At 72.9% G+C, this 26,659-nt stretch carries 21 protein-coding genes; 8 read left to right on the top strand and 13 right to left on the bottom strand.

The annotated features are described in order from the left end of the window. Positions 1–70 precede the first annotated feature (70 nt). Together HQQ85_RS09655 and HQQ85_RS09650 are read left to right on the top strand one after the other, a co-directional pair. Positions 71–745: a response regulator transcription factor gene (locus HQQ85_RS09655; RefSeq protein ID WP_173182291.1), complete on the top strand. Its 675-nt coding sequence runs from the start codon at positions 71–73 to the stop codon at positions 743–745. Beyond that, entirely contained in the window at positions 738–2,084 is a 1,347-nt protein-coding gene (locus tag HQQ85_RS09650) for an ATP-binding protein (protein WP_173182290.1), read from the top strand. The genes HQQ85_RS09655 and HQQ85_RS09650 overlap by 8 nt, the downstream gene beginning before the upstream one ends. Positions 2,085–2,512: 428 nt before the next feature. Here HQQ85_RS09650 and HQQ85_RS20780 read toward each other — a convergent pair whose 3' ends face one another. Together HQQ85_RS20780 and HQQ85_RS21030 are read right to left on the bottom strand one after the other, a co-directional pair. Beyond that, positions 2,513–4,492, bottom strand: a complete 1,980-nt coding sequence (locus HQQ85_RS20780; protein ID WP_371741886.1) for an Ig-like domain-containing protein — start codon at positions 4,490–4,492, stop codon at positions 2,513–2,515. Positions 4,493–4,674: 182 nt separating this feature from the next. Next, positions 4,675–6,474, bottom strand: a complete 1,800-nt coding sequence (locus HQQ85_RS21030; protein ID WP_254069305.1) for a glycoside hydrolase — start codon at positions 6,472–6,474, stop codon at positions 4,675–4,677. Between the two features lie 247 nt (positions 6,475–6,721). On the opposite strand from HQQ85_RS21030, the gene HQQ85_RS21635 reads away from it, so the two are divergent. Continuing rightward, a complete protein-coding gene (locus HQQ85_RS21635; RefSeq protein WP_173182289.1) occupies positions 6,722–7,546 on the top strand; it encodes a PrsW family glutamic-type intramembrane protease in 825 nt (274 codons plus the stop codon). Here the strand turns inward: HQQ85_RS21635 and HQQ85_RS09630 are convergent. From HQQ85_RS09630 to HQQ85_RS09595, 8 genes are all read right to left on the bottom strand, one after another. After that, entirely contained in the window at positions 7,524–8,252 is a 729-nt protein-coding gene (locus HQQ85_RS09630; RefSeq protein ID WP_216851603.1) for an acetyltransferase, read from the bottom strand. The two genes, HQQ85_RS21635 and HQQ85_RS09630, sit on opposite strands and share 23 nt — an antisense overlap. Beyond that, positions 8,249–8,515 carry a hypothetical protein gene (locus HQQ85_RS09625; protein WP_173182288.1) on the bottom strand — a complete coding sequence of 89 codons (267 nt, stop codon included), beginning with the start codon at positions 8,513–8,515 and terminating at the stop codon, positions 8,249–8,251. The genes HQQ85_RS09630 and HQQ85_RS09625 overlap by 4 nt, the downstream gene beginning before the upstream one ends. A gap of 192 nt (positions 8,516–8,707) precedes the next feature. Further along, positions 8,708–10,258, bottom strand: coding sequence for an aminopeptidase P family protein (locus HQQ85_RS09620; RefSeq protein WP_216851602.1), 1,551 nt, complete (start codon positions 10,256–10,258; stop codon positions 8,708–8,710). Then, on the bottom strand, positions 10,255–11,109 hold the full coding sequence (locus HQQ85_RS09615; protein ID WP_173182287.1) for an ATP-binding cassette domain-containing protein: 855 nt from the start codon (positions 11,107–11,109) through the stop codon (positions 10,255–10,257). Before HQQ85_RS09615 ends, HQQ85_RS09620 begins: the two co-directional genes overlap by 4 nt. Beyond that, positions 11,106–12,044, bottom strand: coding sequence for an ABC transporter ATP-binding protein (locus HQQ85_RS09610; protein WP_173182286.1), 939 nt, complete (start codon positions 12,042–12,044; stop codon positions 11,106–11,108). Before HQQ85_RS09610 ends, HQQ85_RS09615 begins: the two co-directional genes overlap by 4 nt. Continuing rightward, complete coding sequence (locus HQQ85_RS09605) at positions 12,041–13,006, bottom strand: ABC transporter permease (RefSeq protein ID WP_370545091.1); 966 nt, start codon at positions 13,004–13,006, stop codon at positions 12,041–12,043. The genes HQQ85_RS09610 and HQQ85_RS09605 overlap by 4 nt, the downstream gene beginning before the upstream one ends. Continuing rightward, the gene (locus tag HQQ85_RS09600; RefSeq protein WP_173182285.1) at positions 13,003–14,082 is read right to left on the bottom strand and encodes an ABC transporter permease; all 1,080 of its coding nucleotides are present in this window, start codon (positions 14,080–14,082) and stop codon (positions 13,003–13,005) included. The genes HQQ85_RS09605 and HQQ85_RS09600 overlap by 4 nt, the downstream gene beginning before the upstream one ends. Positions 14,083–14,085: 3 nt before the next feature. Next, entirely contained in the window at positions 14,086–15,684 is a 1,599-nt protein-coding gene (locus HQQ85_RS09595) for an ABC transporter substrate-binding protein (protein ID WP_173182284.1), read from the bottom strand. 125 nt (positions 15,685–15,809) lie between these two features. Here HQQ85_RS09595 and HQQ85_RS09590 point away from each other — a divergent pair, with 125 nt between their 5' ends. Further along, positions 15,810–16,394, top strand: a complete 585-nt coding sequence (locus HQQ85_RS09590; RefSeq protein ID WP_173182283.1) for an Lrp/AsnC family transcriptional regulator — start codon at positions 15,810–15,812, stop codon at positions 16,392–16,394. A gap of 13 nt (positions 16,395–16,407) precedes the next feature. On the opposite strand, the gene HQQ85_RS09585 is transcribed toward HQQ85_RS09590, so the two are convergent. Both HQQ85_RS09585 and HQQ85_RS09580 read right to left on the bottom strand, forming a co-directional pair. Next, entirely contained in the window at positions 16,408–16,758 is a 351-nt protein-coding gene (locus tag HQQ85_RS09585) for a hypothetical protein (RefSeq protein ID WP_371741834.1), read from the bottom strand. A 127-nt stretch (positions 16,759–16,885) separates the two neighbouring features. Further along, positions 16,886–20,485, bottom strand: a complete 3,600-nt coding sequence (locus HQQ85_RS09580) for a bifunctional proline dehydrogenase/L-glutamate gamma-semialdehyde dehydrogenase (protein ID WP_173182282.1) — start codon at positions 20,483–20,485, stop codon at positions 16,886–16,888. 88 nt (positions 20,486–20,573) lie between these two features. Here HQQ85_RS09580 and HQQ85_RS09575 point away from each other — a divergent pair, with 88 nt between their 5' ends. The 4 genes from HQQ85_RS09575 to HQQ85_RS09560 are packed head-to-tail and all read left to right on the top strand — an operon-like array spanning position 20,574 to position 25,045. Next, entirely contained in the window at positions 20,574–21,488 is a 915-nt protein-coding gene (locus tag HQQ85_RS09575; RefSeq protein ID WP_173182281.1) for a LysR family transcriptional regulator, read from the top strand. A 37-nt stretch (positions 21,489–21,525) separates the two neighbouring features. Then, a complete protein-coding gene (locus HQQ85_RS09570; RefSeq protein ID WP_173182280.1) occupies positions 21,526–22,230 on the top strand; it encodes a TetR/AcrR family transcriptional regulator in 705 nt (234 codons plus the stop codon). After that, positions 22,227–22,985 carry a hypothetical protein gene (locus HQQ85_RS09565; protein WP_173182279.1) on the top strand — a complete coding sequence of 253 codons (759 nt, stop codon included), beginning with the start codon at positions 22,227–22,229 and terminating at the stop codon, positions 22,983–22,985. Before HQQ85_RS09570 ends, HQQ85_RS09565 begins: the two co-directional genes overlap by 4 nt. After that, positions 22,982–25,045 carry a YhgE/Pip domain-containing protein gene (locus tag HQQ85_RS09560; RefSeq protein ID WP_173182278.1) on the top strand — a complete coding sequence of 688 codons (2,064 nt, stop codon included), beginning with the start codon at positions 22,982–22,984 and terminating at the stop codon, positions 25,043–25,045. Before HQQ85_RS09565 ends, HQQ85_RS09560 begins: the two co-directional genes overlap by 4 nt. Before the next feature lie 14 nt (positions 25,046–25,059). On the opposite strand, the gene HQQ85_RS09555 is transcribed toward HQQ85_RS09560, so the two are convergent. Beyond that, complete coding sequence (locus HQQ85_RS09555) at positions 25,060–26,625, bottom strand: molybdopterin-dependent oxidoreductase (RefSeq protein WP_173182277.1); 1,566 nt, start codon at positions 26,623–26,625, stop codon at positions 25,060–25,062. Positions 26,626–26,659 lie beyond the last annotated feature (34 nt).

Here is a 26,659-nt window from a genome sequence, read left to right as displayed (position 1 = left end):
GGGCGAGACCCAGGGCGGGCCGGCGATGTCGGCCCGCCCTTGTAGCGTTGACGGAGCGGAGGGAGACCGGATGCGCATCCTCGTGATCGACGACGAGCTGAACCTGCTGCGCGCCGTCGAGACCGGGCTCGAGGCCGAGGGCTTCGCCGTCGACACCGCCACGAACGGCACCGACGGGTTGTGGCTCGCGCGCGAGAACGACTACGCCGCCATCGTGCTCGACCTCATGCTGCCGGGCATGAGCGGGTTCCGCATCTGCGCCGAGCTGCGGCAGGCCGGCGACTGGACGCCCGTGATCATGCTCACCGCGAAAGACGGCGACCTCGACCAGGTCGAGGCGCTCGACACCGGGGCCGACGACTACCTCACCAAGCCGTTCTCGTTCCAGGTGCTGGTGGCGCGGCTGCGGGCGCTGATCCGGCGCGGGGGCGCCGAGCGGCCGACCGTGCTGACCGTGGGCGATCTCGCGCTCGACCCGGCGACCAAGCGGGTCACCCGCGGCGACGTGCCGATCGAGCTGACGACGCGGGAGTTCAGCGTGCTCGAGTTCCTCGTGTCGCGGGCGGGTGCCGTCGTGTCGAAGCGCGAGGTGCTCGGGGCGGTGTGGGACTTCGACTTCGAGGGCGATCCGAACATCGTCGAGGTGTACGTGCGGCACCTGCGCAACAAGGTCGACCGGCCGTTCGGGCGGGCGTCGATCGAGACGATGCGGGGGTCGGGGTACCGGGTGGTCGACGATGGGTGAGGGCCGCCGCTTCCGCTCGGTGCGGGCGCGCATCACGGTGATCACGACGCTCGTGGTGGCGGTGTCGGCGGGGCTCGGCGGGGCGGGGTTCGCGTTCGTGCTGTCGCAGAGTCTGCTCGACCAGGCGACCACCGCCGCCGAGCTCGAGCTCGACCGGTTCGAGGCCGCGGTCGACGCCGGCGGGCCCGGCGCACTCACCGAGCACGACGGGTACGCCCAGGTGGTGCGCGACGGGGTGGTGCTGGGGGCCTCCGACCAACTCGAGGATGCGCCGCCGCTCGTCACGGCCGGCGGCGGCGACGACGACGGCGATGCCGGCGACCTCACTGGCCGCGTGGTCACCGTGCCGGGTGACGACGATCGGCTCGTGGTGGCGGCGAAGGAGGTCGACGACGGACTGCTCGTCGCCGGCGTCGACGACGGGCCGCGCGCCGAGGCCGTCGGCACGACCGTCGTGCTGCTGCTCGTCGCCGTGCCGCTGCTCGTCGCCGCCATGGCCCTCGTGACCTGGCTCGCCGTGGGGAGGGCGCTGCGGCCGGTCGAGCGCATCCGTCTGGACACCGAGCAGGTCACCGCCGCCGACCTCGGCCGCCGCATCGCCACCCCCGGATCGGGCGACGAGATCGACCGCCTCGCCCAGACCATGAACCGCATGCTCGAGCGCCTCGACGAGAGCCAGCGCCGGCAGCGCCGCTTCGTGTCCGACGCCTCGCACGAGCTGCGCTCCCCCATCAGCGCCCTGCGCCAGAACGCCGAGGTCGCGCTCGCCTACCCCGACCGCCTGCCGGTCGAGCGCCTCGGCCGCACGGTCGCCGAGGAGTCCGCCCGCATGGCCGAGCTCGTCGACGGCCTGCTGCTGCTGGCGCGGGCCGACGAGCGGGGCCTGGTTCCGGATGCGCGCGACGTCGACCTCGACGACCTCGCCCTCGCCGAGGCGCGGAGGCTCCGCACGCTCGCTCCCCACCTCACGATCGACGCGGCCGGCGTCTCGGCGACACGCGTGCGCGGCGACACCCGGATGCTCGAGCGAGCCCTCCGCAACCTGGGCGACAACGCGGCGCGGCACGCCCGCGGGCGCATCGCGATCTCGTGCACCGTCCTCGACGGCGCCGCCCTGCTCACCGTGGACGACGACGGACCGGGCATCCCGCCCGCCGAGCGCGACCGCGTGTTCGAGCGCTTCGTGCGGCTCGACGACTCCCGCGCGCGCGACAGCGGCGGATCGGGGCTCGGCCTGCCGATCGTCGCCTCGATCGCGGCGGCGCACGGAGGCACGGCCACCGCCGCGGCCTCGCCCCTCGGCGGTGCCCGCCTCGAGCTCCGCCTCCCGCCCGCCTGACCCGGCCCGTCTGACCCCATGCGTCTGACCCCACGCGGCCATCGACCCGTCGCAAACCGCCCTCTCGATGCGCTGAGAGTGCGATTTGCGACGGTTCGGCGGGAGAAGGGCCCGGCCCACCTGGACTCCGGGGCGGAAGACGCGAATAGGTGGGATGCGGCACACCAGGGCGCTTCGCGCACGCCTGGGCGGCGCCGCCGCTCCAGAGGGCTCGGTGACGCGGACGCGTGCCCGAAGCCATCGCCCGAGAGACGGATGCGGCGCACCGGGGTGGTGCGCCGCATCCGGCTGGGTGAGGACCGATTCAGGCCGGATGGGCGGGACCGGTCCAGGCCGACTGGTGGGACCGGTCCAGGCCGGATGAGCGGGACCGGTCCAGGCCGGGTGGGCGGGGCCGGTCCAGGCCGGGCGGGCCGGCGTGGACGGAGTCAGGCGCGGCGGTGGCGGCGGAGGCCGAGGGCCAGGCCGCCGAGGAGCAGCGCCAGGAGGCCTCCCGCCACGAGCGGCAGCGGCTCCGCGCCGGTCGAGGCGAGGCCGCCGGAGCCCGAGCCGCCGCTCCCGGCCGAGCCGGATCTCGTGCCGCCCGAACCCGCACCACCGGAGCCGGAGCCACCCGAGCCGTCACCGGGAGCACCGGGAGTCCCAGGCGAACCCGGAGTGCCCGGGGTGCCGGGGTCGCCGGGCGTGCCCGGGTCGCCCGGCGTGACCGGCGGGACGACCGCCGCCGCGATGGCGACGGCTGCCGAATCCGTGGTCCCCGCGCGGTACCCGTCCGCGCCCGCGGTCACGCGCGCCGAGACGGCGTGCTCGGCATCGTCCGCGACCGGCGTGTAGCCGGGCGACGTGGCTCCCGCGATCGGAGCCCCGTCGCGCATCCACTGCACCGAAGCGGCAGCGGCAGCAGCCGCCGGGTCGGTCGTCACGACGACCGAGAGCGGCGAGCCCACGCGGTACGCCCCGTCCACCTGCGTGCCCGAGACCACCGCCGACACCGCGACCGCCCGGTCGAAGCGCACCGTGTAGCTCGTGACGCTCACGCCGTCGGGTGCCGTGACGGTCACGGTCGCGACCGCGCCGTTCGCATCCGTCGCCGGGTCGATGGCCACCGTGGCGTCGGTGTCAACGGCGAACGCCTGCAGCACCGGGATCCGCGACCCCGACGACGGCACCGTGTACGCGGTGGTCGCCGGGTCGAAGCCCTCGATCGCGACGCCGTCGACCGCCAGTCGCGCGAGCTGCGACACCGTCGAGACGCCGGCTGAGGTGGCGTAGATCTCCACCTCCGACACGATCATGTGCGTGTTCGGTTTAGCCGTGAGCGTCGCCCGCACCGCCGAGGCCTGCACTCCGCCGAGGGCGACGTCGACCACGGGAGCGGTTCCGTCGGGCGAGACGACGGCGGTCGGAGCATCCGGAGCCGCCACCCAGTCCCCCGCGGGAGTGCGGTACTCGACGGTCAGCGAGGTCGGCCAGGTCTCGGAGGTCCCGTCCTTCCAGAAGCGCAGCGTGACGCTGTCGACCGTCTTGACCGAGCCGAGGTCATAGCTCAGCGTGTCGGATTCACGCTTCGAGCTGCTCACCCAGTTCGACCAGCCCTTGTCGTCGAGCACCCGGTTGCGGGTGGCGTCGACGCTGTAACCCGGCTCGGTGAAGGTGGCCGAGGCGGTCGTCGCCGCATCCGGGGCCACGTTCGACGAGCCCGGCACGGTCACGATCACCGAGAGCGTCGCGGGCAGCGCCGGCGCGCCCGGGTCGTTCGAGACCGCTTCGCCCGGCACCGTCACCACGCCGGCCGACATCAGATCGGCAGAGGTGACGCCGGAGAAGTCCCAGGTCACGGCGGCATCGTAGCTCGTGGAGCTCGCCCCGATGCGCGCGGGCACGGTGGCCGGCGCCGCGTCGATCACGCTCTGCAGCTCGACCCCCTCGTAGGTGGTCAGCGAGACCGGGTCGGTCGACGTGAAGCCGCCGACCTCGACGGTGACGGATGCGCTGTCGAACGCCGTGCCGAACGCGTCCGTTCCCGAACCGGTCACCGTGACGGTGCCGGGGGTGCTCCAGTCCAGGCCCTCGGTGTTCCAGGAGACGGGCACCGCGATGCCGGCGCCCGAGCCGTAGATCGGGGTGACCGTCGCGGGCAGCACCGGGGCGACCCCCGCGACCGTGTTCACCGTGATCGGCTCGAAGCCCTGCAGCGCCGTGTCGCGGAAGCCCCAGGCCTGGTTGGCGCCGTTGTTCGACTGGTAGACGTTCACCGGGGCGCCCTCGTCGGTCGACTGCCCGGGCACCTCCAGCGCCGTCGCGGTCTGGGCGTTGACCAGGGACCAGCTCGCGCCGGTCGAGGTGGTGAGGATCCACTGGCTCGACCGGTCGGCCGCCGCCTGCTCGGGCGTCTGGTCACGCAGCACGACACCGTCGGACGTTGCCGCGAGCACCTGGCCGTTCGCGCCGCGGAGCACGTAGCGCTCGGAGTTGCTGACGCCGTCGGTGAGCTTGTCGACCGTCCAGAGCTGGCCGGCCGCGTTCTCGGCGGTGGTGGCGGTGATCACCGCACCGGGCGCCTCGCCGGTGGCCACAGCACCGTTCGGCGTCAGTGCCTTCCCGCTCTGCGTGCCGACGATCTGGTAGGCCGAACCGTCCTCGAGCGGGATCGCCGTGTCGGCCACCCCGCTGACGCCCGAGACCACGAACGTCGACACCGAGCGGGCGGGCACCGTGACGTGACCGTCTTCGCGGTCGCGTCAACCGGCACCGCCGTGCCCTCGACGAGGGCGTTCGCCGTCACGTCGTCGGCGGGCGACTCGGTGGTGACGATCGGGGTGAGGGTGGCTCCGGGAGCGATGGTGCCGAACTCCGACAGGTCGACCGTGACCGCGCGGTCGCCGGTCGACGGGTTCGCGTGCACCAGGGTGACCCCGCTGCCGTCGGCCTTCAGGGCAGTGGTGGTCTGCGCATCCGTCGAGGGGATGATGTGGTCACCGGGGCGGATGTAGTGCGTGAAGTTGCGGATCGTGTTGTACTTCGCGTTCGTCTCGACCTTGCAGCTCGGGTCGGCGTCGCCGTCGGCGAGGCGCCGCACGCTGTCGCCGTCGGCGTTGCAGTCGAAGTCGATCTGCACGCTGCCCCAGTTGAGCTTCTCGACCTTCTCCATGTTGTAGGCGTCCTCGACCGGCTGCCAGAGCACCCAGGCACTCGGCTCGAGCTCGCGCAGGTCGTCGGTGATGCGGGCGGCGACACCCAGGCCGTTGGCGATGTTGGTCTGGTTGTTGACGCCGGAGCCGTCCCAGTCGCCCTCGATCTCGCTCATCCAGAGCGGCTTGCCGGCCGCCTTGGCGATGTCGCGGGCGTAGGGGCGGCCGCCGGTGCCGTAGGTGTGCACGTTCAGCTGGTCGACCTCGGCCTTGGCCTCGTCGCTCCAGGTGTTCCAGTTGGTGGCGAACAGGCCGGGGTTCGTCTCGTCCATGGCCGAGATCACGGCGTCGGTGGTCGTGGTGTCCTCGGCGAGCTCGGCGGCGAGGGCCTTGATGACCTGGTCCTGAACCTCGGGGCCGATGTGGGCGCCCTCCTGACCGCCTTGCTTGGGCCATCCGGTCGACTCGTCGATGTTCGTGCCCCAGTAGTTCGTGTTGGGCTCGTTGAAGGGGTCGACGGTGTCGAAGCGGATGCCCTCCTGCTCCTCCACGGACTGCACCACCGTCTTCAGGTAGGCCACGTAGTCACCGATCGCCTCGGGCTTCAGCTGCTCGGCGCTCGAGTCGAAGCCGCCGGAGACGAAGCCGCTCTCGGTCATGAAGTAGGGCGGGGAGTTGTTGAAGGCCTCCCACTTGGTGATGCGGCTCTTCAGCTGCTCGACCCACCAGCGCTGGGTCTCGTCGGCGGTGAAGTCGTAGGACGCCGGGTCGTCGGGGTTCCAGGCTGCGGCGTAGCGGTCGCGGTCGGCGTAGTCGGAGGTGATCGGGCCGTCGGCGTCGCTCGCGTCGAGGTCGGGGTTCCACCAGCCGTCGACCGCTGCGCCCTGGCGGAGGTAGGGAGGGACGTCGGAGGCGTTGCCACCGCCGATGTTGTAGCGGGCGATGTTGAGGTTCAGGCCGTCTTCGCCGAAGACCTTGTCGAAGAGGTCCTGGCGGACGTCGGCGGGGTAGTCGCCGGTGGCGTTGGCGAACCAGACGAGGCTGGTGCCCCAGCCCTCGAAGGCCTGGTTCTGGTAGGCGGGGTTGGGGGTGATGGTGAGGGGGGTTGGGGCTGCTTCCTGTGGTGCTGCGGCTGCCGGGGCTCCTGGGCTTGAGGGCGAGGCGGAGGCCGCGGCCCCGCCGCCGAGCGCCGAGGCGCCGAGCAGCAGAGCGATCGACCCCGCCACGGCGGCCGTGCGGGCGCGTGACGACGATGTCATGGAAATCCTTCGTTGGAGAGCCTGTTTGCGTGAACATTGTGACACCCCCCGTTGTGGTCACGCAAACATTTCCGCCACATCCGTCGTGCTGGTTCGTCACGCGGCCGCACCCAAGCCCACCTGCGGCCGCCACCGCGGACCCTCGGCCCCCGTGCGCGCGACCGCCACCGCGGCCCCTTGCCTCCGTGCGTGTGCCGCTGCCACAGTGGGGACGGCAGCCGCCGCTGCCTCGGACTCGGGTGGGGACGTGACTCAGACGCTGACGGGCACCATCGACCCGCGCACCGGACGGCGGGCGGGCGCGTCGATCGGGCTGTATCTCCTGCTCGCGGTGGCCGGGCTCGTGGTGGTGACGCCGGCGCTCCTGGCACTACCGGATCCCGAGTCGACGACCTGGATCAGCCTCGGCCTCAGCACGCTGGCGCTGGGCGCGGCCGGTCTCGTGCTGCTGCCCCGGTCACGCCTCCGCGTCGCGACCGTGCTCCTATCGCTCGTGATGGGCGCGTCATTCGGTGCCGGCGGTGCGTCGGCGCTGAACCAGGTCGCCTTGGACCTCCGGATGGACGAGCAGCTGACGAGGCCCTTCGCCGAGGAGATCGTGCTGCTGATCGGGGCGATCTCGGCGCTGCTGGTGGTGCGGAACCGGCTGCGCGGGCCGCTGGACGGACTGGTCATCGGCTTCGGCGTCGGCACCGGGCTCGCCGTGATGCAGATCGTCCTCTCCTCTGCCGGACCGCCCGAGGCGGCATCGGTCGGGGTGGTCGCAATCTGGCAGGTGCTCTCGGGTCTCGCGACCCAGGCGGTGCCCGGTGCAATCCTCGGCGCGACCATCGCCTACGTCCTGGTCGCGCGCGGTCGTCGCTGGGACGTCGTGATCGCCGGGCTCGCCGCGCCACTCGTGCTGCGCCTCGGCTGGGAGGCGTCGCTGCTCGTCCTCTCCGGCCGTCGGGCGGTGCCGGTGGTGGTGCTGCTGATCGCGGTCGCCATCGCGCTCCTGCTAATCACCCGTCGGGTCGCCACGCGGTTCGAGGCGCGGGAGGCAGCCTCCGTCAGGCCGGCGGCTCGAGGGTGAGCCAGCGTTCGTCGATGGTGTAGCCGAGGGTGTGGGCCGCGGCGAGGCTCGCCGTGTTCTCGGTGGCGCCGCCGGTGCGGAAACGGCGGTGGCCGTCCGCGAGCAGGGCGAGCACGGAGGCCGCCTTCACCGCCGAGCCGAGACCGCGGCCGCGCCAGCCGCGGGCTACCACCGTGAAGTCGGTCTCGACGGCCTCGACGCCGGGGTCGACCGGTTCAGGGTCGACGGGTGAGACGGATGCTCGGGCGGCGGCCGGCTCGACGGTGAACGTCATGGCGAGCAGCGAGGGGGCGGCGGCGGTCGCGGCGTCGGTGGGGAAGGCGCCCCAGGCGCGGCGGCCGGCGGCGGGGCGGGCGGTCGTGGGGGTGAGGGGGTCGTGGCGGGTGGCCGGGCCTCCGGGGTAGTCGGCGAGGGTGGCGCGGTCGAGGGCGAGGGCGGCGTCCGCATCGGCGGGGGTGAGTTCCCGGATGCGCGCGAGCGGCGACACTCGGGCCACGAGGCGCTCGAGGCGGGCGACGACGGCCGCCTCGTCGGCGACGGGCACCCGGAGTTCGGCGGCCCACGAGGACGCGACGGCGGTCCAACCGGCGCGGACGAGGTCGGCGGTGGCGGGAGCATCCGCTCGCACCGTCACCGCGTCACGCTGCACGACCGAGGTGGGCGGCCCGACCGACGGCACGACCGGGGTAGGCGGGACGCCGGTCACAGTGCGGGGAAGGAGCCCCAGAAGAAGCCCGAGAGCCAGATGGGGGCGGTCGAGACGATCGTGGTCACGACCGCGGTGATGAGCAGCGCGATCAGGGGGACGATGACCGCCAGCAGCACGCCGAGCGAGATGCCCGCCTGGGCCGCGCGCACGCCGGGGCGGTCGGTGACGTCGGTCTCGTTGTCGGCGATGAGGCGCGTGAGCTCGTCGGACTCCGGCGCGGGGCCGGGGAGCGGGGCGGGGGTGCTGCCGGGGTGGGACATGGTCGTCCCATCCTACGGACGACGCCCCCGACACGCCCGTCGCCGGGCCGGAGCCCGCACCCGGGCGAGGCCGGAGTCCGCTCCGAGTCAGGCCCAAGCCGGGCAGACCGGAGCCGGGCACGCCGCCGCCCGGGCGCGCGCCCCCGACGAGGCCGCGGTGCAAGGGCGGCGAGCGCCGGCGCCCAGCGACGCTCAGCGCGCCAGCGCCCCCATCCACTCCTCCACCGCGGCGGGCGTCCGCGGCAGCCCCGCCGAGAGCAGGATGGACGAGGTCTCGGTGACGACGAGGTCGTCCTCGATCCGGATGCCCAGCCCCCGCAGCTCGGCCGGCACCGTCAGGTCACCCGGCTGGAAGTACAGCCCCGGCTCGACCGTGAGCGTGTGGCCCGCCGCGAGCACTCCGCCGAGGTACGTCTCGTGGGGGGCGTGGTTGCAGTCGTGCACGTCCATGCCGAGCATGTGCCCCGCGCGCGAGATGCTCCAGCGGCGGTGGTACGACGCCGAGGGCGCCATCGCCTCGTCGACCGAGCAGCGGATCAGCCCCAGCTCGATCAGCCCCTCCGTCAGCGAGCGCCCGCACGCGTCCTGGTAGTCCTGGAAGCGCACGCCCGCCCGCAGCGCGTCGATGCCCGCCTGCTGCGCGCGCAGCACGATCGAGTAGACGTCGCGCTGCAGCGGGGTGAAGGTTCCGCTGACCGGCAGGGTGCGGGTGATGTCGGCGGCGTAGAGGGACGGCAGCTCGACGCCCAGGTCCATCAGCACGAGGTCGCCGTCGACGAGCGGGCCGGTGTTGCGGGTGTAGTGCAGCGTGGTCGCGTGGGATCCGGCGGCGACGATCGAGCCGTACGCCGGCCCCTCCCCCTCGACGAGGGCGCGGCGCGCGAAGGTGCCTTCGAGGTAGCGCTCGCCTCGGGGCTCGGCACGCGCATCCTGCCAGGCTTCGAGGCAGTCGTCGAAGCCGCGGGCCGTGCCGTCGACGGCGAGCTGCAGCTGCCCGATCTCCCAGTCGTTCTTGATCAGGCGCAGCTCGTCGAGCGCCGCCTTGAGGGCGAAATGCGGCGAGAAGGCGGTGCCGCAGGTCTGCCGCACGAGCTCGTCGACGCTCTCGTCGAGCGTGGGCAGCACCCGGATGCGCCGGGCCCGCCGCGCCGCCCGTTCGAAGTCGCGGGTGAAGTCGGTCAGCGGCCGGGTCTCGATGCCGAGCGCCGCCTGCGTCTCGGCGAGCGTCGGACGCGGCCCCACCCAGAGGTCGCCGAGCGCGTCGTTCTGCCAGAACTCGTCGCCGTCGCGGCCCGACGGGGCGCGCAGGTAGAGGATCGACCCCGCCTCGCCACCCGTCGTGTCGACGACCAGCACGCTCTCGGCCACGTCGTTGCCGGTCAGCCAGACGTGATCGGTGCCCGGTCGGAAGCGGTGGTCGCTGTCGTTCGAGCGCACCCGCGGCAGCCCCGCGGGGATGATCAGCAGCTCGGCCGGCAGCGCCTGCGCCAGCCGCGACCGCCGCTCGGCCGTGTAGGCGATCACGGGGTCGTCGGGGTCGATCACCGGCTCGGGGTCGGCCCATCCGGCGGTCATGAACGCGCCGTCGCCGGGCAGCGGGCTGCGGTTCACGGCCCGCGGCATGGTCCACAGAGCGGATGCCGCCGGCACGCCCGCGGTCGGCTCCGCAGGCGGTGCCGCGTCCCCGGTCTCCGGCTCCGCCCCGGCGTCGCGCTTCGCGGAGGAGGTCGTGCGCGGGGTCATGCGGCGGTCCGCTCCAGGGCGGCGGGCACGTCGTCGAGCCAGGTGGCCCGGTCGGCCTCCGCCGGCGCGAGCGGCAATCGGCCGAGGCCGTCGGGCAGCGGGATCGCCGCGAGCAGCGCCCGCGTGTAGGGGTGCAGCGGGTTCTGCCAGACGGTCTCGGTGTCGCCCGACTCCACGACCCGGCCGCGGTACATCACGAGCACGCGGTCGGCGATGCGCCGCACCACCGAGAGGTCGTGCGAGATGAACAGCATCCCGGCGCCGGCCTCGACGCTCAAGGAGCGCATCAGCGCGGCGACGCTCGTCTGGGTCGAGGCGTCGAGGGCCGAGATGGGCTCGTCGGCGACGAGCATCCGCGGCCGGGCGGCCAGCGCCCGGGCGATGGCGATGCGCTGCTTCTGTCCGCCCGAGAACTCGTGCGGGAAGCGGGTCAGCATCGCCGGGTCGAGCCCGACGCGGCGCAGCCAGTCGGCGGGGTCGGAGCCCTCGTCGCCGCGGGCGAGCGCGGCGCGCACGCCGTCGCCGAGCTGATCGCCGATGCGGCGGCGGGGGTTGAGCGAGGAGTTCGGGTCCTGGAAGACCATCTGCATCCCCGTCATCGCGGGGCTGCGGCGGCGGAGGCCGAGCGGCGGCACGTCGACGCCGTTCAGGCGCACGTCGCCCGCCCGGCGCTTCTCGATGCCGACGACGGCGCGCGCGAGGCTCGACTTGCCGCAGCCGCTCTCGCCGACGAGCGCGACGACCTCCCCGGCCGCGACCCGGAAGCCGACCCCGTCCACGGCCCGCAACGCCGGCCGTCGCCCGTACTCCACGACGATGCCCTCGGCCTCGAGAACCGTTCCGGCGCTCATCGCGCTCCCCCTTCGACGTCGTCCGCATCATCGACCGCAGAACCGGCGACCGCAGCGCCACCCGCCGAGGCGCCACCCGCAGAGCCGGCCTCGTGCCCCTCGACCAGCTCCTCCACGAGCACCTCCGGGCTCTCCTCGAAGCTCGACCCCGGCAGCGCCGCGAGCAGCGAGCGCGTGTAGGCGTCCTGCGGCGCGGTGAACAGCTGCTCCCGCGGCGCCGACTCCACGACGAGCCCCTGACGCATCACCGTCACCTCGTCGGCGACGGCGCTCATCACGCCCAGATCATGGGTGACGAGCAGGATGCTCAGCCCCCCGTCATCGACCAGCTCCCGCAGCAGCTGGAGCACTCCGGCCTGCACGGTCACGTCGAGCGCGGTGGTCGGCTCGTCGGCCAGCAGCACGGTGGGGTCGCAGGCGAGAGCCACCGCGATCGCGATGCGCTGACGCTGACCGCCGGAGAACTGGTGGGGGTAGCGGGAGAGGGCGGCCCGCGCATCCGGAACCCGCACCCGCTCGAGCAGCGCCTCGGCCTTCGACCGCGCCGCGGTCTTGGAGAGGCCGAGGTGGTGGCGCAGGTGGTCGGTGAGCTGACGGCCGACGGTGAGCTGGGGGTGCAGGCTCGTCGACGGGTCCTGGAAGACCATCGCGACCCGGCGCCCGCGCACCGCGCCGAGCACCTGCCGCGAGGCGCCGACGAGCTCGATGTCGGAACCGTCGGCCGGAGAATCCGAGGCCAGCCGGATGCTCCCGCTCGCCGTCATCGACCCGGGCAGCAGCCCGAGCACGGCCAGCGCCGTCATCGTCTTGCCCGACCCCGATTCCCCGGCCAGCCCGTGGATACCGCCGCGCGTGAGCGCCAGGTCGATCCCGTCGACGATGGCATGCGTGCGGGTGCGGATGCGCAGCCCGCTGATGGTGAGTGCGTCGGTCACAGCGTGGTGCCTCCCCCGCGGATGGTCTGCGACTTCGGATCGAGGGCGTCGCGCAGGGCGTCGCCGACGAAGTTGAACGCGATCACGACGGTGAGGATGGCAAGTCCCGGGAAGACCCCGATCCACCACGCGTCGAAGTTCTGGATCGCATCCGACACCATCGACCCCCACTCGGCGGTCGGCGGCTTCGCCCCGAGCCCGAGGAACGACAGGCCCGACAGCAGCAGGATGGCCGTGCCGATGTCGAGGCTCGCGAGCACCAGCACGGGCCCGACGATGTTCGGCGCGATGTCACGGCCGAGCGACCGCAGCGGCGAGAAGCCGAGCAGCTGCCCCGACACGACGTAGTTCGAGGAGCGCAGCCCGAGCACGAGACCGCGGGTGAGACGGGCGTAGGCCGGCCACGACACGATCAGCGCCGCGAGCACCGCGTTCAGCAGCGAGGCGCCGAGAGCGGCCGCGATGACCATGGCCAGGATGACCGTGGGGAACGCCATCACCAGGTCGGTGACGCGCATCGCCACCTCGTCGACCGCGCGGCCGAAGAACCCGGCGACGGCCCCGACGATCGCGCCGATCAGCACCGACATGACGACCAGCAGCAGGGCCAGCGGGATGGTGACGCGCGCACCCCAGATCACGCGGGAGAACACGTCGCGGCCGAGCGCGTCGGTGCCCATCAGGGTGCCCTCGCCGGGCGCCTGGAGGATCGGCAGGTCCTGCGCGAGCGGGTCGTGCGGGGCGATCACGGGGGCGAGCAGGGCGACGAGGATCCAGAGGATCCCGACGGCGGCGCCCAGGAGGCCGAGCGGCGCCGACCAGCGACCGAGCCGGAGGCGCGGGCGACGCCAGCGCGGGCCGGCGGCGGAGACTGGGTCGAGCATCCCGGCGCCGACACCGTCGCGGGGGCCGGCCGGGGCACCGTCGCGCGGGTCGGGGCGGGTGGTTCGCGCATCCGTCACGAGGCCAGCCTCACTCTCGGGTCGAGCACGCCGTAGAGCAGGTCGACGATCAGGTTCACCAGCAGGTACATCACGCCGATCAGGAGGCCCACGCCCATGATGCCGGGCAGATCGAGGTGCGAGGCGGCCTGGTAGGCGTACGAGCCGATGCCCGGCCAGGCGAAGATCGCCTCGACCAGCACGGTGCCGCTGAGCAGGCTGCCGAAGGCGAGACCCACGACGGTGAGAATCGGGATGCTCGCCCCCCGCAGCACGTACGAGAAGATCACCGTGCGGGTCGGCAGACCCTTGGCGCGGGCGGCGCGAACGTAGTCCTGGTCGAGGATCTCCAGCACCGCCGTGCGCACGAACCGGGTCAGCAGGCCCACGGTGTAGAGGGTCAGCACGAGCACCGGGAGGAACAGGTGCGAGGCCGCGTCGAGGAAGGTGTCGAGCTGACCGGCCAGCAGGGCATCCACCGTGTAGAGGCCCGTCACCGTGGGCGGCGTCGTGAAGTCGCTGCTCAGCCGGCCGGAGCCCGGGGCGATGTGCAGCTGGAAGTAGAAGACGTAGTAGAGCACCAGCGCGAGCCAGAACGTCGGCACGCTGAGGCCGGCCAGCGACACCACGCGGAGCACGTGGTCGGAGGCCTTGCCGCGGCGGTAGGCGGCGATGGTGCCGAGCACCACGCCGATGATCACGCTGAGCACGATGGCGCCGAGCGCGATCTCGAGCGTGGCCGGCAGGGCCTTCGCCAGGTCGTCGACCACGGGGTTGTGCGTGGTGGTCGAGACGCCGAGGTCGCCCTGCAGCAGGTTGCCGAGGTAGGTGAAGTACTGCACCACGAGCGGCTGGTCGAGACCGTAGGTGGCGCGGAACTGGGCGACGATCGCGGGGTCCTCCGCGGCGCGCTGGCCGAGGGCCGCGGCGACCGGGTCGCCCGGCACGAGGTTCGTCAGCACGAAGGTGACGAGGGTCACGCCCACCACGAGCAGCAGCGAGGTGAGCACGCGGCGCAGCGCGTAGCGGAGGAACGGGTGGGCCGCCCGGCCACCGCGCGAACGCGGTGACCGGACGGCCTTCGTGCTGGTGGACACGAGCTACTTCGCGGCGAGGGCCGCGATGTCGATGGTCCACACGGCGTTGTAGACGACGCCCGTCACGTCCTTCGCGGCAGCGATGTTGTTGCCGGGCTGGAGCAGCGGGATGAAGGGGCCGTCGGCGTTCAGCGCGGTCTGCAGCTCCTCGAAGCGCGACTGGCGCTCCTCGTCGGAGCCGCCGGCGGCCGCGGCGTCGGCCAGCGTCGAGATCGCGGGGTTCGCGCCCTCGGCCCAGCCGGAGCGGAGACCGACGACGTTGCCCGGGGTGAACACGAGGTAGTCGCTCGGGTCGGGGTAGTCGGGGCCCCAGTACCAGAGGCCCATGGTCTCGGTGCCGTTGCGGTAGGCGTCGAGCTCGGTGGCGACGGGGGCCGGGGCGAGCTCGACCGTGATGCCGGCGTCCTTCAGCTGCGACTGGATGCGCTGGGCGATCGTCGGGAAGTCGATGCCGTTCAGGCTGATGTCGCTCGGGAAGTTGAGCGTCACCGACTCTCCGGCGTAGCCGCTCTTCGCGAGGTCGGCCTTGGCGGCGTCGAGGTCCTGCGTCAGCGCTCCGCTCTCGGGGAGGGCACCGAGCAGCATGCTCGGCACGACGCCGGAGGCCTGCGCGGTGCCGGTGCCGGCGATCGAGACGAGGTCGTCGTAGTCGATCGCCTCCTTGACGGCCTTCACGAAGTCGGGGTTCGAGGTGATCGCCGAGACGCTCGGGTTCTGGTTGAGCAGCAGGAAGATCACGTTCGCCGAGGGGTCGCTGGTGACCTCGACCGAGTCGCCGAGCGCCTCGGCCTGGGTGCCCGAGAGGTCGAGCGCCACGTCGGCGCTGCCGCCCTCGACGTTGATCTTCTGAGTGGCGCCCTCGACGTTCTGGATGACCACGCGGCCGTAGCCGGGGGCGTCGCCGTCGTAGTTCTCGTTCGCGGTCAGCACGACCTGCGAGGCGAGGTCGAGGGTGTCGAGCACGTACGGGCCCGAGCCGGCGGAGGTGGTGTTGAGGAACTTCTCGGCGGTGTCGGTCTCGTCGGTGGTGCCGCCGTTCTCCTTCACGACCTTGGAGTTCAGGATGCCGAGGGCCGGGTTCGCGAGGATCGCCGGGAGGGCGGGCGTCGGGGTCTCGGTGGTCAGCACGACCGTCTTGTCGTCCTGCTTCGTGACGGTGACGCCGTCGAGCAGGAACGAGGGGTTGCCCTTCAGGCCGATCACGCGCTGCAGCGAGAAGACCACGTCGTCGGCGGTCATCGCGGTGCCGTCGGAGAAGGTGTGCTCGCCGGTCAGGGTCAGCGTGAAGGTCTTGGCGTCGTCGGACTGCTCGAGGCTCGCGAGGCCGTCGACGACCTTGGAGACGTCGCCGCCCTCGAAGGTGAGGAGGGTCTCGTAGAGCGCCTTGTCGACCAGCTGGCCGGTGGGCTCGTACATGCGGCCCGGGTCGGCCGTCTTGAGGTCGAACGCCTTGTTGATGGTGAGCGTCTGGGTGCCGCTGTCGGCGGTGTCGGTGCGGCCCGAGGAGCAGCCCGCGACGAGGAGGGTGAGCGAGACCGCTGCTGCGGCGATCGCGACTCGCGTCGGGGTGGAGCGCGTTGTGCGTGTGGTGCGGAAAACCATGGAGGCCTCCTGGGAATGGGTCGGCTGGACGGTGTTGGGAAACTGTGGCACAAATCGACGCAGTCCTTTTTCCCAGAGGCACTATCGTGGACGAAATGCCGCCGTCGGCGGGTGAGGAGTCGGATATGTCGATCACCGATCAGGCCGTGACCCCGGCCGCTGGACAAAGCGCAGGGGGTCTCGACGAGGTCAATCTGCGCATCCTCGCCATCCTGCGGGAGAACGGGCGCATCTCGATGTCGGCGCTCGCGGAGCGGGTCAACGTCTCGCGGGCGAGCGTCTACAACCGGGTCGAACAGCTCACGGCATCCGGAGTGATCACCGGGTTCTCGGCGCAGGTCGACCCGGGCAAGGTGGGGCTCGACGTCTGCGCGCTGGTGTTCGTGACGGTGCATCCGCAGTCGTGGCACCGGTTCCGGGAGGGCATCCTGCAGATGCCCGACGTCGAGTACTGCTGCATCACGACCGGTGAGCACGACGCGATGCTGCTGGTGCGCTCGCTCGACATCGGGGGCGTGCACGACTTCGTGACCGGCGTCGTGGCCGCGCGACCCGAGGTGAAGTCGGTGGTGTCCGTGGTGGTGCTCGACGAGGTCGTGCGGAAGGCCTATCTGCTGCCCTCGGACGTCCCCGACCGCTCGGGATCGACGAATCGGCTGGGGATGACGCGGTTCACGACCGCGGGGAACGGGCGGGACGCGGCGCGCTGAGGCGCTCGCGCGGTCAGACCTCGACGCAGATGCTGACGTGGTCGACGCCGTCGATCTCGAAGTCCTCGACGAGCCGCACGCGGCCCTCGGCGTCGAGCTCGACCCGGCTGCCGCCGGTGCCGCTGACGACGGTGACGCCGTCGAGCATCTGGTGCACGAACGACACCTGCAGAGCATCCCCGGTGCGCGTGCCGACGAAGCGGCCGAAGGTCACGGTGTCGCCGTCGTAATCGCCCCAGATCACGCCGTCGCGCTCGAAGTAGTGGAACCGCGACGGCGACGCGGGGTCGACCGCGCTGTTGGTCGAGGACTCCATCACGAACTCGCGGCCGTCGAGACTGGGGGCGGTGGGGGCTTTGTTCACGTCAAGGAGTATGCACGACGACGGGTGTCGTCCTGATGCGTCGCGCATATCGTCGAATCCTTCAGGCAGCGGCCGCGCCGATCTGGACGAATCCATCCTGGCGAGGCCGGGACCCGTGCGATTCGTCTCAGAGCGCCTCGACCAGCTCGGCCAGCGGGCGGTCGGGAGTGCCGAAGCGGTGGGCCGTGATCGAGACCGCCTGCTCGCGGAGGAACGGCAGCAGCTCGAGGCGTCCGGCCTCGGTCACGGGGCCGCTCCAGAGGGCGACGTCCGGGCGTCCGGCGGTGGCGGCCACGACCTCGTCGGCGGGGGTGCCGATCAGACGGATGCGCGCCGGCGCCTGCCCGGCGAGGGACGCCGCCCACCGGGCATCCGTCTCGACCTGCACCGTCAGCGTCAGCCCGTCCGGCAGGCCCTCGAGCAGCGCGGCGAGCTCGGGGTCGGCGACGCTGACCGTGGCCGCGTCGCCGCTCCGCAGCGCCGCTGCGACGACGCGCAGCACCTCGACCGCCGGAGCCGCCGAGCCCGCCCGCACCACCGTGCCGCCCGCCGGACGGTAGCGGAAGACGTTGTGCTCGGCGGCGACCTGGGAGACGTCGACGGCGGCGCCGAAGCGGTCGCTCCAGACGCGGGCGTCGCTTTGCGCGGCGCGGGTCAGGGACGCCAGGGCGTCATCGCCCACGAGGGGGGAGTGACGGGCGGCGGCCAGGAGGGCGGTGACGGCGGGGAGGAGGACGGGAGCATCCGGAACCGCGGTGGCGGCCGGCGCCTCGGCTCGAGCCGGACCGGAGGCTGCGACCGAACCCGCGGCGGGCGCCGCCGGCAGCCACGACCCCAGGTTCACCAGGTAGTTCGGCCCGCCGGCCTTGGCGCCCGCGCCGACGGACGACTTCTTCCAGCCGCCGAAGGGCTGGCGCTCGACGATGGCGCCCGTGATGCCGCGGTTGACGTAGAGGTTGCCGGCCTCGATGCGGTCGAGCCAGGTCGAGATCTCACCGCGGTCGAGCGAGTGCAGACCGGAGGTGAGGCCGTAGTCGACCTCGTTGACGATGTCGATGGCCTCCTCCAGCGTGGCCGCGGTCATGATGCCGAGGATCGGGCCGAAGTACTCGGTGCGGTGGAACGCCGAGCCTCGCGCGACGCCGTCGCGGAGGCCCGGGCTCCAGAGGCGGGCGTCGTCGCTGCTGAGCGCGCGCGGGCGGATCAGCCACGACTCCCCCGCGCCGAGCGTCGTGAGCCCCTCGCGGAGCTTCGGGCCGGGTGCCTCGATCAGCGGACCCATGCGGGTCGATGCGACGTGGGGCAGGCCGACGGGCAGCGAGGAGATCGCATCCATCAGCTGCGAGCGGAAGCGCGGCGAGGACGCCACCGAGCCCACCAGCACCACGAGCGACGCGGCCGAGCACTTCTGGCCGGCGTGGCCGAACGCGGAGGCGACGACGTCCTTGACGGCGAGGTCGAGGTCGGCCGACGGAGTGACGATGATCGCGTTCTTCCCGCTCGTCTCGGCCAGGAGGGGCAACGAAGGGCGGAACGAGCGGAACAGCTCGGCCGTCTCGAACGCGCCGGTCAGGATGACGCGGTCGACGGCGGGGTGCGAGACCAGCTGACGGCCGAGCGTCTCCTCGTCGACGTCGACGAGCCGCAGCACGTCGGTGGGCACCCCGGCGGCCCAGAGCGCCTCGGCGACGAGTGCGCCCGAGCGGGCGGAGAGGCCCGCGGGCTTGAACAGCACGGGCGACCCGGCGGCGAGCGCCGCCAGCGCCGAACCGGCCGGGATGGCGACGGGGAAGTTCCACGGCGGGGTGACCAGCGTCAGGCGGGCGGGCACGAACGTCGCACCCTCGACGTCCTCGAGCTCGAGGCCGCGCTCGGCGTAGTAGTGGGCGAAGTCGACGGCCTCCGAGACCTCGGGGTCGGCCTGGTCGATGGTCTTGCCGGCCTCGGCGGCCATCACCTCGATCAGCTCGGCCCGGCGCTCCTCGAGCACGTCGCCGGCGCGGTGCAGGATGGCGCCGCGCTCGGCGGCCCCCAGCTCCGCCCACGCGCGCCCGGCTTGAACGGTCGCGGCGACGATGCGCTCGAGCTCGGCCTCGGTCTCGACGCGCGCGGCCGCGACGGTGTCGACGCCGAGCGTGCTGCCCTCGATGCGCGCGAGGATCCCGTCGGCCCACACGCGATTGGCGGCCACCGACGGGTCGGTGTCGGGCGTGCTGACGAAGCGGCCGGGCGCCGATCGACCCACCTCCGCGAAGCGGTCCGCCACCCGGCGGGCCGCCGGCACCGCGGTGTCGAGGGCCTCGAGCGAGGCGGTGAAGCGGCTGCGCTCGCGCTCGAACAGCTCGGGCCGGTCGTTCAGCTCGAACACGGCCGACATGAAGTTCTCCTGCGACGCACCCTCCTCGAGGCGCCGGATCAGGTACGCGATCGCCACGTCGAACTCCTTCGGCGACACCACCGGCGTGTAGAGCAGCAGCGAGCCGACCTCGCGCTTGACCGCCTCGGCCTGGCCCTGCGCCATGCCGAGCAGCATCTCGAACTCGAGGCCGTCGCGCACGCCGCGGCGGCCGGCGACGATCCAGGCGTAGGCGAGGTCGAAGAGGTTGTGGCCCGCGACGCCGAGCCGCACGTTGCCGATGCGGTCGGGGTGCAGCGCGTAGTCGAGCACGCGCTTGTAGTTGGTGTCGGAGTCCTGCTTCGTGCCCCAGGTGGCGAGCGGCCAGCCGTGCAGCGAGGCCTCGACCTGCTCCATCGGCAGGTTCGCGCCCTTCACCAGGCGCACCTTGACGCCGGCGCCGCCGTGGGCCCGGCGCTTCGCCGCCCACTCCTGCAGGCGCATCATCGCGGCGAGCGCGTCGGGCAGATAGGCCTGCAGCACGATGCCGGCCTCGAGCTGCCGGAACTCGGGCCGGTCGAGCAGACGCATGAAGACCTCGAGGGTGAGGTCGAGATCCTTGTACTCCTCCATGTCGAGGTTGATGAACTTCGCGGGCCGTCCGCTCTTCAACGGCTTCGCGGCCTCGGCGAAGAGCGGGATGAGCTTCGCCACCACATCGGCGACCGAGTCCTCGAAGGCCCAGGGCGCGTGCGGAGCGACCGTCGACGAGACCTTGATCGAGACGTAGTCGACGTCGTCGCGGCCGAGCAGCCGGACCGTGCCACCGAGCCGTCGCCCCGCCTCCTGCTCGCCCAGCACGGCCTCGCCGAGGAGGTTCACGTTCAGGCGCGTGCCCGGCTTTCGGATCTTCGCGATCGCCGGCCCGAGCTTGGTGTCCGTGGCGTCGATCACGAGGTGGCCGACCATCTGCCGCAGCACACGGCGCGCGATCGGCACCACGACGCCGGGCAGCACCGGTGCCATCACCCCGCCGAGGCGCACGGCGGCGCGGAGCGGCAGCGGAAGGAACGCGGGCACGTCGGGGGCGATCCGGGCGAGCGTGGCGGCGGCGACCTTGAGGTCCTCCGGGCGCACGACGCCGTCGACGAAGCCGACCGTGAAGTCGAGGCCCTTGGGGTCGGCGAGCACGCCGGCCAGGCGGGTGGCCGAGACGTCGGACTCGTGGCTCGCGGCCTCGCTCAGCCAGCGGCGCACCAGCGCGACGACCTCGTCGGTTAGGGCGGCGGTGTCGGTGCTCGTCCCCGGGCGGGGGGCGGTGGCGTCGGTCGTGGCGGCTCCGGTCACAGCGGCATCGGTCGTGGTGCGGGGCGCATCCGTCAGATCGGTCATGCAGCAATGCTCCGTCACGGCAAGCCTCAGCAAAAGCGATGGTTCCTGATGCATATGCGTAAGCTGAGGTGAACAGAGAAGAGTCCGGATGCTCGACGTGCGCAAACTCGTGCTGCTGCGCGAACTGGCGATCCGCGGCACCATCGCGGCCGTCGCCGAAGCGCTCAGCTTCAGCCCCTCGGCCGTGTCGCAGCAGCTGAGCGCCCTCGAACGCGAGGCGGGCGTGCCCCTGTTCCGCCGCACCGGACGACGCCTGCAGCTCACTCCCCAGGCCGAGGTGCTGGTCGCGTCCGCCGCCGAGCTGCTCGACACGCTCGAGCGCGCCGACGTCGCGCTGCAGTCCTCGCTCGAGACCGTCAGCGGCACCCTGCGGGTCGCGGTGTTCCAGTCGGCGGCGCTCACCCTGATGCCCCCGGCCCTGCGATCGATGACCGACGAGCATCCGAACGTGCGCATCGAGATGGCGCAGCGCGAGCCCGGCCAGGCGCTGCACGACACCTGGGCGCGGGAGTTCGACCTCGTGGTCGGCGAGGAGTACCCGGCGCACTCGGCCCCGTGGCTCAGCGGTCTCGAGCGGCACGACCTCACCAGCGACGCGGTCGAGCTGGCGCTGCCGGGCGAGGCGGCCAGCCCGCATCCGCTGGCCTCGATGCAGGATGCCCGCACCATGCCCTGGGTGATGGAACCTCGGGGCACCGCGAGCCGCCACTTCGCCGAGCAGCTCTGCCGGGTCGCGGGCTTCGAACCGGACGTGCGGTACGAGACCGCCGACCTGCAGACGCAGATCCGGCTGATCGAGACGGGCAACGCCGTGGCGTTCATGCCCGAGCTCGTCTGGGCGGGACGGCCGACGACCTGCCGGCTGGTCACGCCGCCGGGCGCGCCGCGGCGCACGATCTTCACGGCGCACCGGGCCTCGGCGAGCGGATCCGCGGCGATCAGTGCGCTGCGGGCGGCCCTCGAGGCCTCGGCGGCCTCGTGGCGGGCGACGACCTCGGGATAACTTGCACAGCCGTGTGCAAGTTAGTAGAATCGGGGGCGTGACCACCACTCTCTCCCCCCGCGCTCCGCGGCGCGACGCCCTCGAGAACCGCGAGGCCATCGTGCTCGCCGCCTCGGTCGTCTTCCGCCGCGACCCCGAGGCGTCGCTCGACGCCGTCGCCGCCGAGGCCGGGCTCTCGCGCCGCGCCCTCTACGGCCACTTCTCCTCCCGTGACGAACTGCTCGCCGAGCTGCTCACGCGCGGCGGCGCCCGCATCTCCGAGGCGCTGGCCGACGTGCACCACGACGACCCGCGCATCCACCTCGCCCTGATCGGCGCCGCCATCTGGGCCGAGGTGCAGCAGGTGCGTGTGCTCGCGCAGCTCGCGGTGCACGGCCCGCTCGAGCAGACGGTGGCGTCGGCCCTGTCGCCGGTGCGCGCATCCGTTCGCCGGGCCACCAGCGCCGGTGTGGCGCAGGGATACTTCCGGGAGAGCGTGCCGGTCGAGTCCCTCGCGCAGCTGATCGAGGATGCAGCGATCGGCGTGCTCGACGTCGCCGTGCGCACCGACCTCGACGAGGCCGAGGGGCGGCGGCTCGTGATGACCGTGGGGCTGTCGGTCGCGGGGCTGTCGTGGCGGGAGGCGGATGCGCTGGTGGAGTCGATCCCGGCGTCGCTGCTCGCGGCGTGGAGTGCCGGGGATGCCGACTCCTCTGACGCTTCTCACGCCTCCGCGGCTTCCGACGAAGGGGACCGGGCATGAAGATCGTGGCACAGGGCGTGAGCAAGGGACACGCGGGCATCCCGCTTCCGCAGCGCGACGTGACGTTCGTGACCGGGCGGGTCACCGTCGCCGAGGCCGAGGTCGGCGACCAGCCGACCGTGCTCTCGCTCATCCTGAGCGGGCGGATGACGCCCGACAGCGGCTCGGTCACGCTCGACGGCGTGGACGACTCGGCGCGCATCCGGGAACTCGTCGCCCTCGTCGACGCCCCCGACGTGAGCGAGCCCGCCGCCGACCTGCAGCTGCGCGACGTCGTGCGCGAGGAACTCATGTTCTCGGATCGCGCCGCCTCGCGCGCGGCCGTCGCCCAGGTGCTGGCCGACGCCGGCGCCGGCGACTTCGCGACCGTGCGGGTGGGGGACGTGCCCGCGGGGCTGCGCATCCGGCTGATGGTGGAGCTGGCGGCGTTCCGGCGCGGGGTGCGCGGGCTCGTGCTCGCCTCGCCCGACCGACACGGCGGCGACCCGCACGAGTGGCTCGACATCGCCGACGACCTGGCGGCCCGCGACTTCGCTGTGCTCGTGGTCTGCGGCGCCCCCTCGGCGCAGCTCGTGCGCCCCCTCCTCGAGGCCCGCGAGGCGGCCGCCGCCCGCGCCGCCGTCGAGGCCTCAGCTGCTCAGGCGTCGGCCACCGCGACCGTGCCGCCCGCGCATCCGGCCACCCCACCCGCGCCCGCCGCCGCGCCGGCGCCCACCACTGAACTCACCGACACCGAACCGGAGTCACACGCGTGAAGACCTACCACCTCGTCGCCACCGAGCTGAAGCGGCTCACCGCGACCGGCATGGCGAAGCTCGCCCTCGTCGCGCTGATGCTCGTGCCCGTGCTCTACGCCGGCCTCTACCTCTGGGCCAACAACGACCCCTACGGCAACCTCAAGGACGTGCCCGTCGCGCTCGTCGTCGAGGACACCGGCGCCACCGTCGACGGCGAACCCGTCGACTACGGCCAGCAGGTCGAGGACCAGCTGCTCGAGGACGAGTCCGTCGGCTGGATCGTCACCGACGCCGACACCGCCGAGCAGGGCGTGCGCGACGGCACCTTCGACTTCATCCTCACGCTCGGCCCCGACTTCTCGACCGCACTCACGAGCGCCGAGGGCGACGCGCCGACCCAGGCCGTCGTCGAGCTCACCACGAACGACACGAACAGCTTCCTCGCCACCACCATCGCCGGCCAGGTCGCCGAGAAGGTGCGCGCCAGCATCACCGAGCAGGTCGGCAAGGAGGCGGCGCTCAAGCTCCTCGACGGTTTCGCCACCGTGCGCGAGAACCTGACGACCGCCGTCGACGGCGCCGACCAGCTCGCCGACGGCACCGCGACCGCCAGCGACGGCGGCCAGCAGCTCGCCTCGGGCGCGGGCACCGCCAACATCGGCGCCCTCACGCTCGCCGACGGGCTGCAGCAGCTCCAGGCCGGCTCGGCCGCGCTGCCCGACCAGGCGAACCAGCTGAACGACGGCGCCCAGCAGCTCTCGACCGGGCTGCAGCAGCTGCAGGCCGGCTCGGCCACCCTGCCCGACGACACGGCGCGCCTGAACGACGGCGCGCAGCAGGTCGCGGCGGGCAACGCCCAGCTCGCGACCACCGCCTCGGGTCTCGCGACCCAGGTTCAGGATGCGGTGAACCAGGCTGCAGCCGTGCGCACCGACGCCGAGGCGGCCATCGCCGCCAGCGCCCTCACGCCCGAGCAGAAGCAGGCGCTCCTCGCCGACATCGCGCAGATCGCCACCGCCGTGGACGACGGCAACACCAAGGTGCAGGCCGCCAACACCCAGATCGGCGAGCTCGCCGCCGGAAGCGCGGCCGTCGCCGCCGGCACGCAGCAGCTGGCCGACTCGGCTCCGCAGCTCTCCGGCGGCATCGCGACCGCCGCATCCGGAGCCTCGCAGCTCGCCACCGGAACCCAGCAGCTCGCTGACGCCGCCCCCACGCTGACGAACGGCATCGCCTCGGCGGCGGCCGGCGCGTCCCAGCTCGCGGGCGGAGTGACGCAACTCGCCCAGGGCTCGCTCGACCTCGCGGGCGGTCTCGGCACCCTCGACAGCGGGGCGGACGAGCTGCGCGACGGCCTCGCATCCGGACTCGACGACGTGCCGAACCAGACCGCCGACCAGCGCGAGACCGCGGCCCAGACCATCTCCGACCCGGTCGCGGTCGACAGCGACGCGGTCACGAAGGCGAGCAACTACGGGGCCGGCATGGCGCCGTTCTTCATCAGCCTCGCGGCCTGGATCGGCATCTACGCGCTGTTCCTGATCGTGAAGCCGCTGTCACGGCGCGCGCTCACCGCGATGAAGAAGCCCTTCACGGCGACCACCGCCGGCTGGGCCGCGCCCGCCCTGCTCGGCGCGGTGCAGATGATCGCGGTGTTCGGCATCATCACGCTCGCGCTCGGCTACCAGGTCGAGCACCCGTGGGGGATGCTCGGCTTCATGGTGCTCACCTCGGCGACGTTCGCGACGATCATCCTGGCCCTGAACATCCTGCTCGGCAGTGTCGGGCAGTTCCTCGGGCTGGTGCTGATGGTGCTGCAGCTGGTGACCGCGGGCGGCACGTTCCCGTGGCAGACGCTGCCCGGGCCGCTGCAGGTGCTGCACCAGGTGCTGCCGATGAGTCACGCGGTCGACGGGATCCGGCAGCTGATGTACGGGGGCGACGTGTCGCTCGCGGGGGCCGACGCGGGGGCGCTGTTCTTCTGGCTGGTCGGGGCGCTCCTCGTCTCGTACCTCGGGGCGCGGCGCATCACGCGGCACCGCACCCTGCGCGACCTCCGCCCCTCGCTCATCGGCTGAGCCCGCGCGCGACCCTAGGCGACCGTGAGGGTGCGGGTGTGCCAGCCCGAGGCTCCGTCGGGGGCAGGGGGCGCCTCGTCGGAGGTCTGGGTGTAGCCCGAGCGGTCGGTCGCGCGCACCGAGACGGTGTGGTCGCCGGGGGTGGCGTCCCACTCGTAGACCCACTGCACCCAGGTGTCGATGCCGGCGGTGTCGGCGAGCCGCGCATCTGCCCAGGGGCCATCGTCGACGCGCACCTCGACCTTCTCGATACCGGTGTGCTGAGCCCAGGCGACGCCCGCGATCGGCACCGTGCCGGCCACGATCGAGGCACCGACGCGCGGCACGTCGATGCGCGACTCGGTCTTGACCGGGCCGAGGGCCGACCAGCCGCGGGGCGTCCAGTAGCCCTCCGACTCGTCGAAGGTCGTGAGCTGCAGCTCGGTCACCCACTTCGTCGCCGAGACGTAGCCGTAGAGGCCGGCGACTACGACGCGCACGGGGAAGCCGTGCTCGACGGGAAGGGGTTCGCCGTTCATGCCCACGGCGAGGATGCCGACGCGATCCGGGTCCTGCAGCACCTCGAGCGGGGTGCCCGCGGTGAAGCCGTCGATGCTGCGGCTGAGCACCATGTCGGCGCCCGGCAGCGGCTTCGCGCGGGCCAGCAGCTCGCGGATCGGGTAGCCGAGCCAGAGCGCGTTGCCGATCAGGCCGCCGCCGACCTCGTTCGAGACGCAGGCCAGGGTGACCGGATGCTCCTCCAGCGGCAGCGCGACGAGATCGTTCCACGACAGCTCGATCTCCTCCTCGACCATGCCGGTGATCTTCAGCGACCACGTGCTCGCATCGACGCTCGGCACCTGGAGGGCGGTGTCGATGCGGTAGAACTCGTCGTTCGGGGTGATGTAGGAGGCGAGGCCGTCGAGGCCGAGCTCGGCCCCGGCCGGGGCGGCGGGCGCGGGGGTCGCGGCGGCGGGGAGGGTGATGGCCTCGCGGGCGGCGGTCACGGCGGAAGCCGCGGCGTTCATGCTGCGGGCGACCACTCCGGCGACGACGGCGCCGACCGCGGTCACGCCCGTCGCGACGAGGAACCGCCGCCGATCGACGCGGCCCGCCGCTTGTGCGGTCGGGGCTGCGGCAGCGGGGGCCGGGGTTCGGGCGGTGGAGGCCTGCCAGGCGCGGAGGCGTTGGGCGAGCATCCGGAGCAGGAGGGCACCGGCGATCATGCCCACGACGGTCGGCAGGCCCGAGAGCGGGCCCGCGCCCGAGCGGGTGGTGACCGCGAGTACCGCGACGCCCGAGACGAGCACCAGGAGGGCGACGCCGAACGGGGTGCGACGCCATTCGAGCAGGCCGGCGAGAGCCGCGAGCACCGCGACGACCACGCCGAGGATCGTCAGCAGCGCTGCCTTGTCACCGGTGCCGAAGAGCTGGATGACCAGGTCCTTCACGCCGGGTGGGGCGAGGTCGATGACGAGGGATCCGACCGCGAAGAGCGGGCTCGTCGATGCCCCGGCGAACACCGCGATCACCTCGGCGATCGCGAGCACGGCGGCGGCCGAGGCGAGGCCCGCGGCGGCGGCCCAGAGTTTCCAGCGCATGCCTCATCTTCGTAGCCGAGGCTGGGGGTGGGCC

It is taken from the genome of Herbiconiux sp. VKM Ac-2851 (assembly GCF_013205105.1).
Taxonomy (GTDB): domain Bacteria; phylum Actinomycetota; class Actinomycetes; order Actinomycetales; family Microbacteriaceae; genus Herbiconiux; species Herbiconiux flava.
The sequence above is the reverse complement of the archived record's forward strand: the minus strand, read 5'-3'. Positions and strand labels throughout refer to the sequence as shown.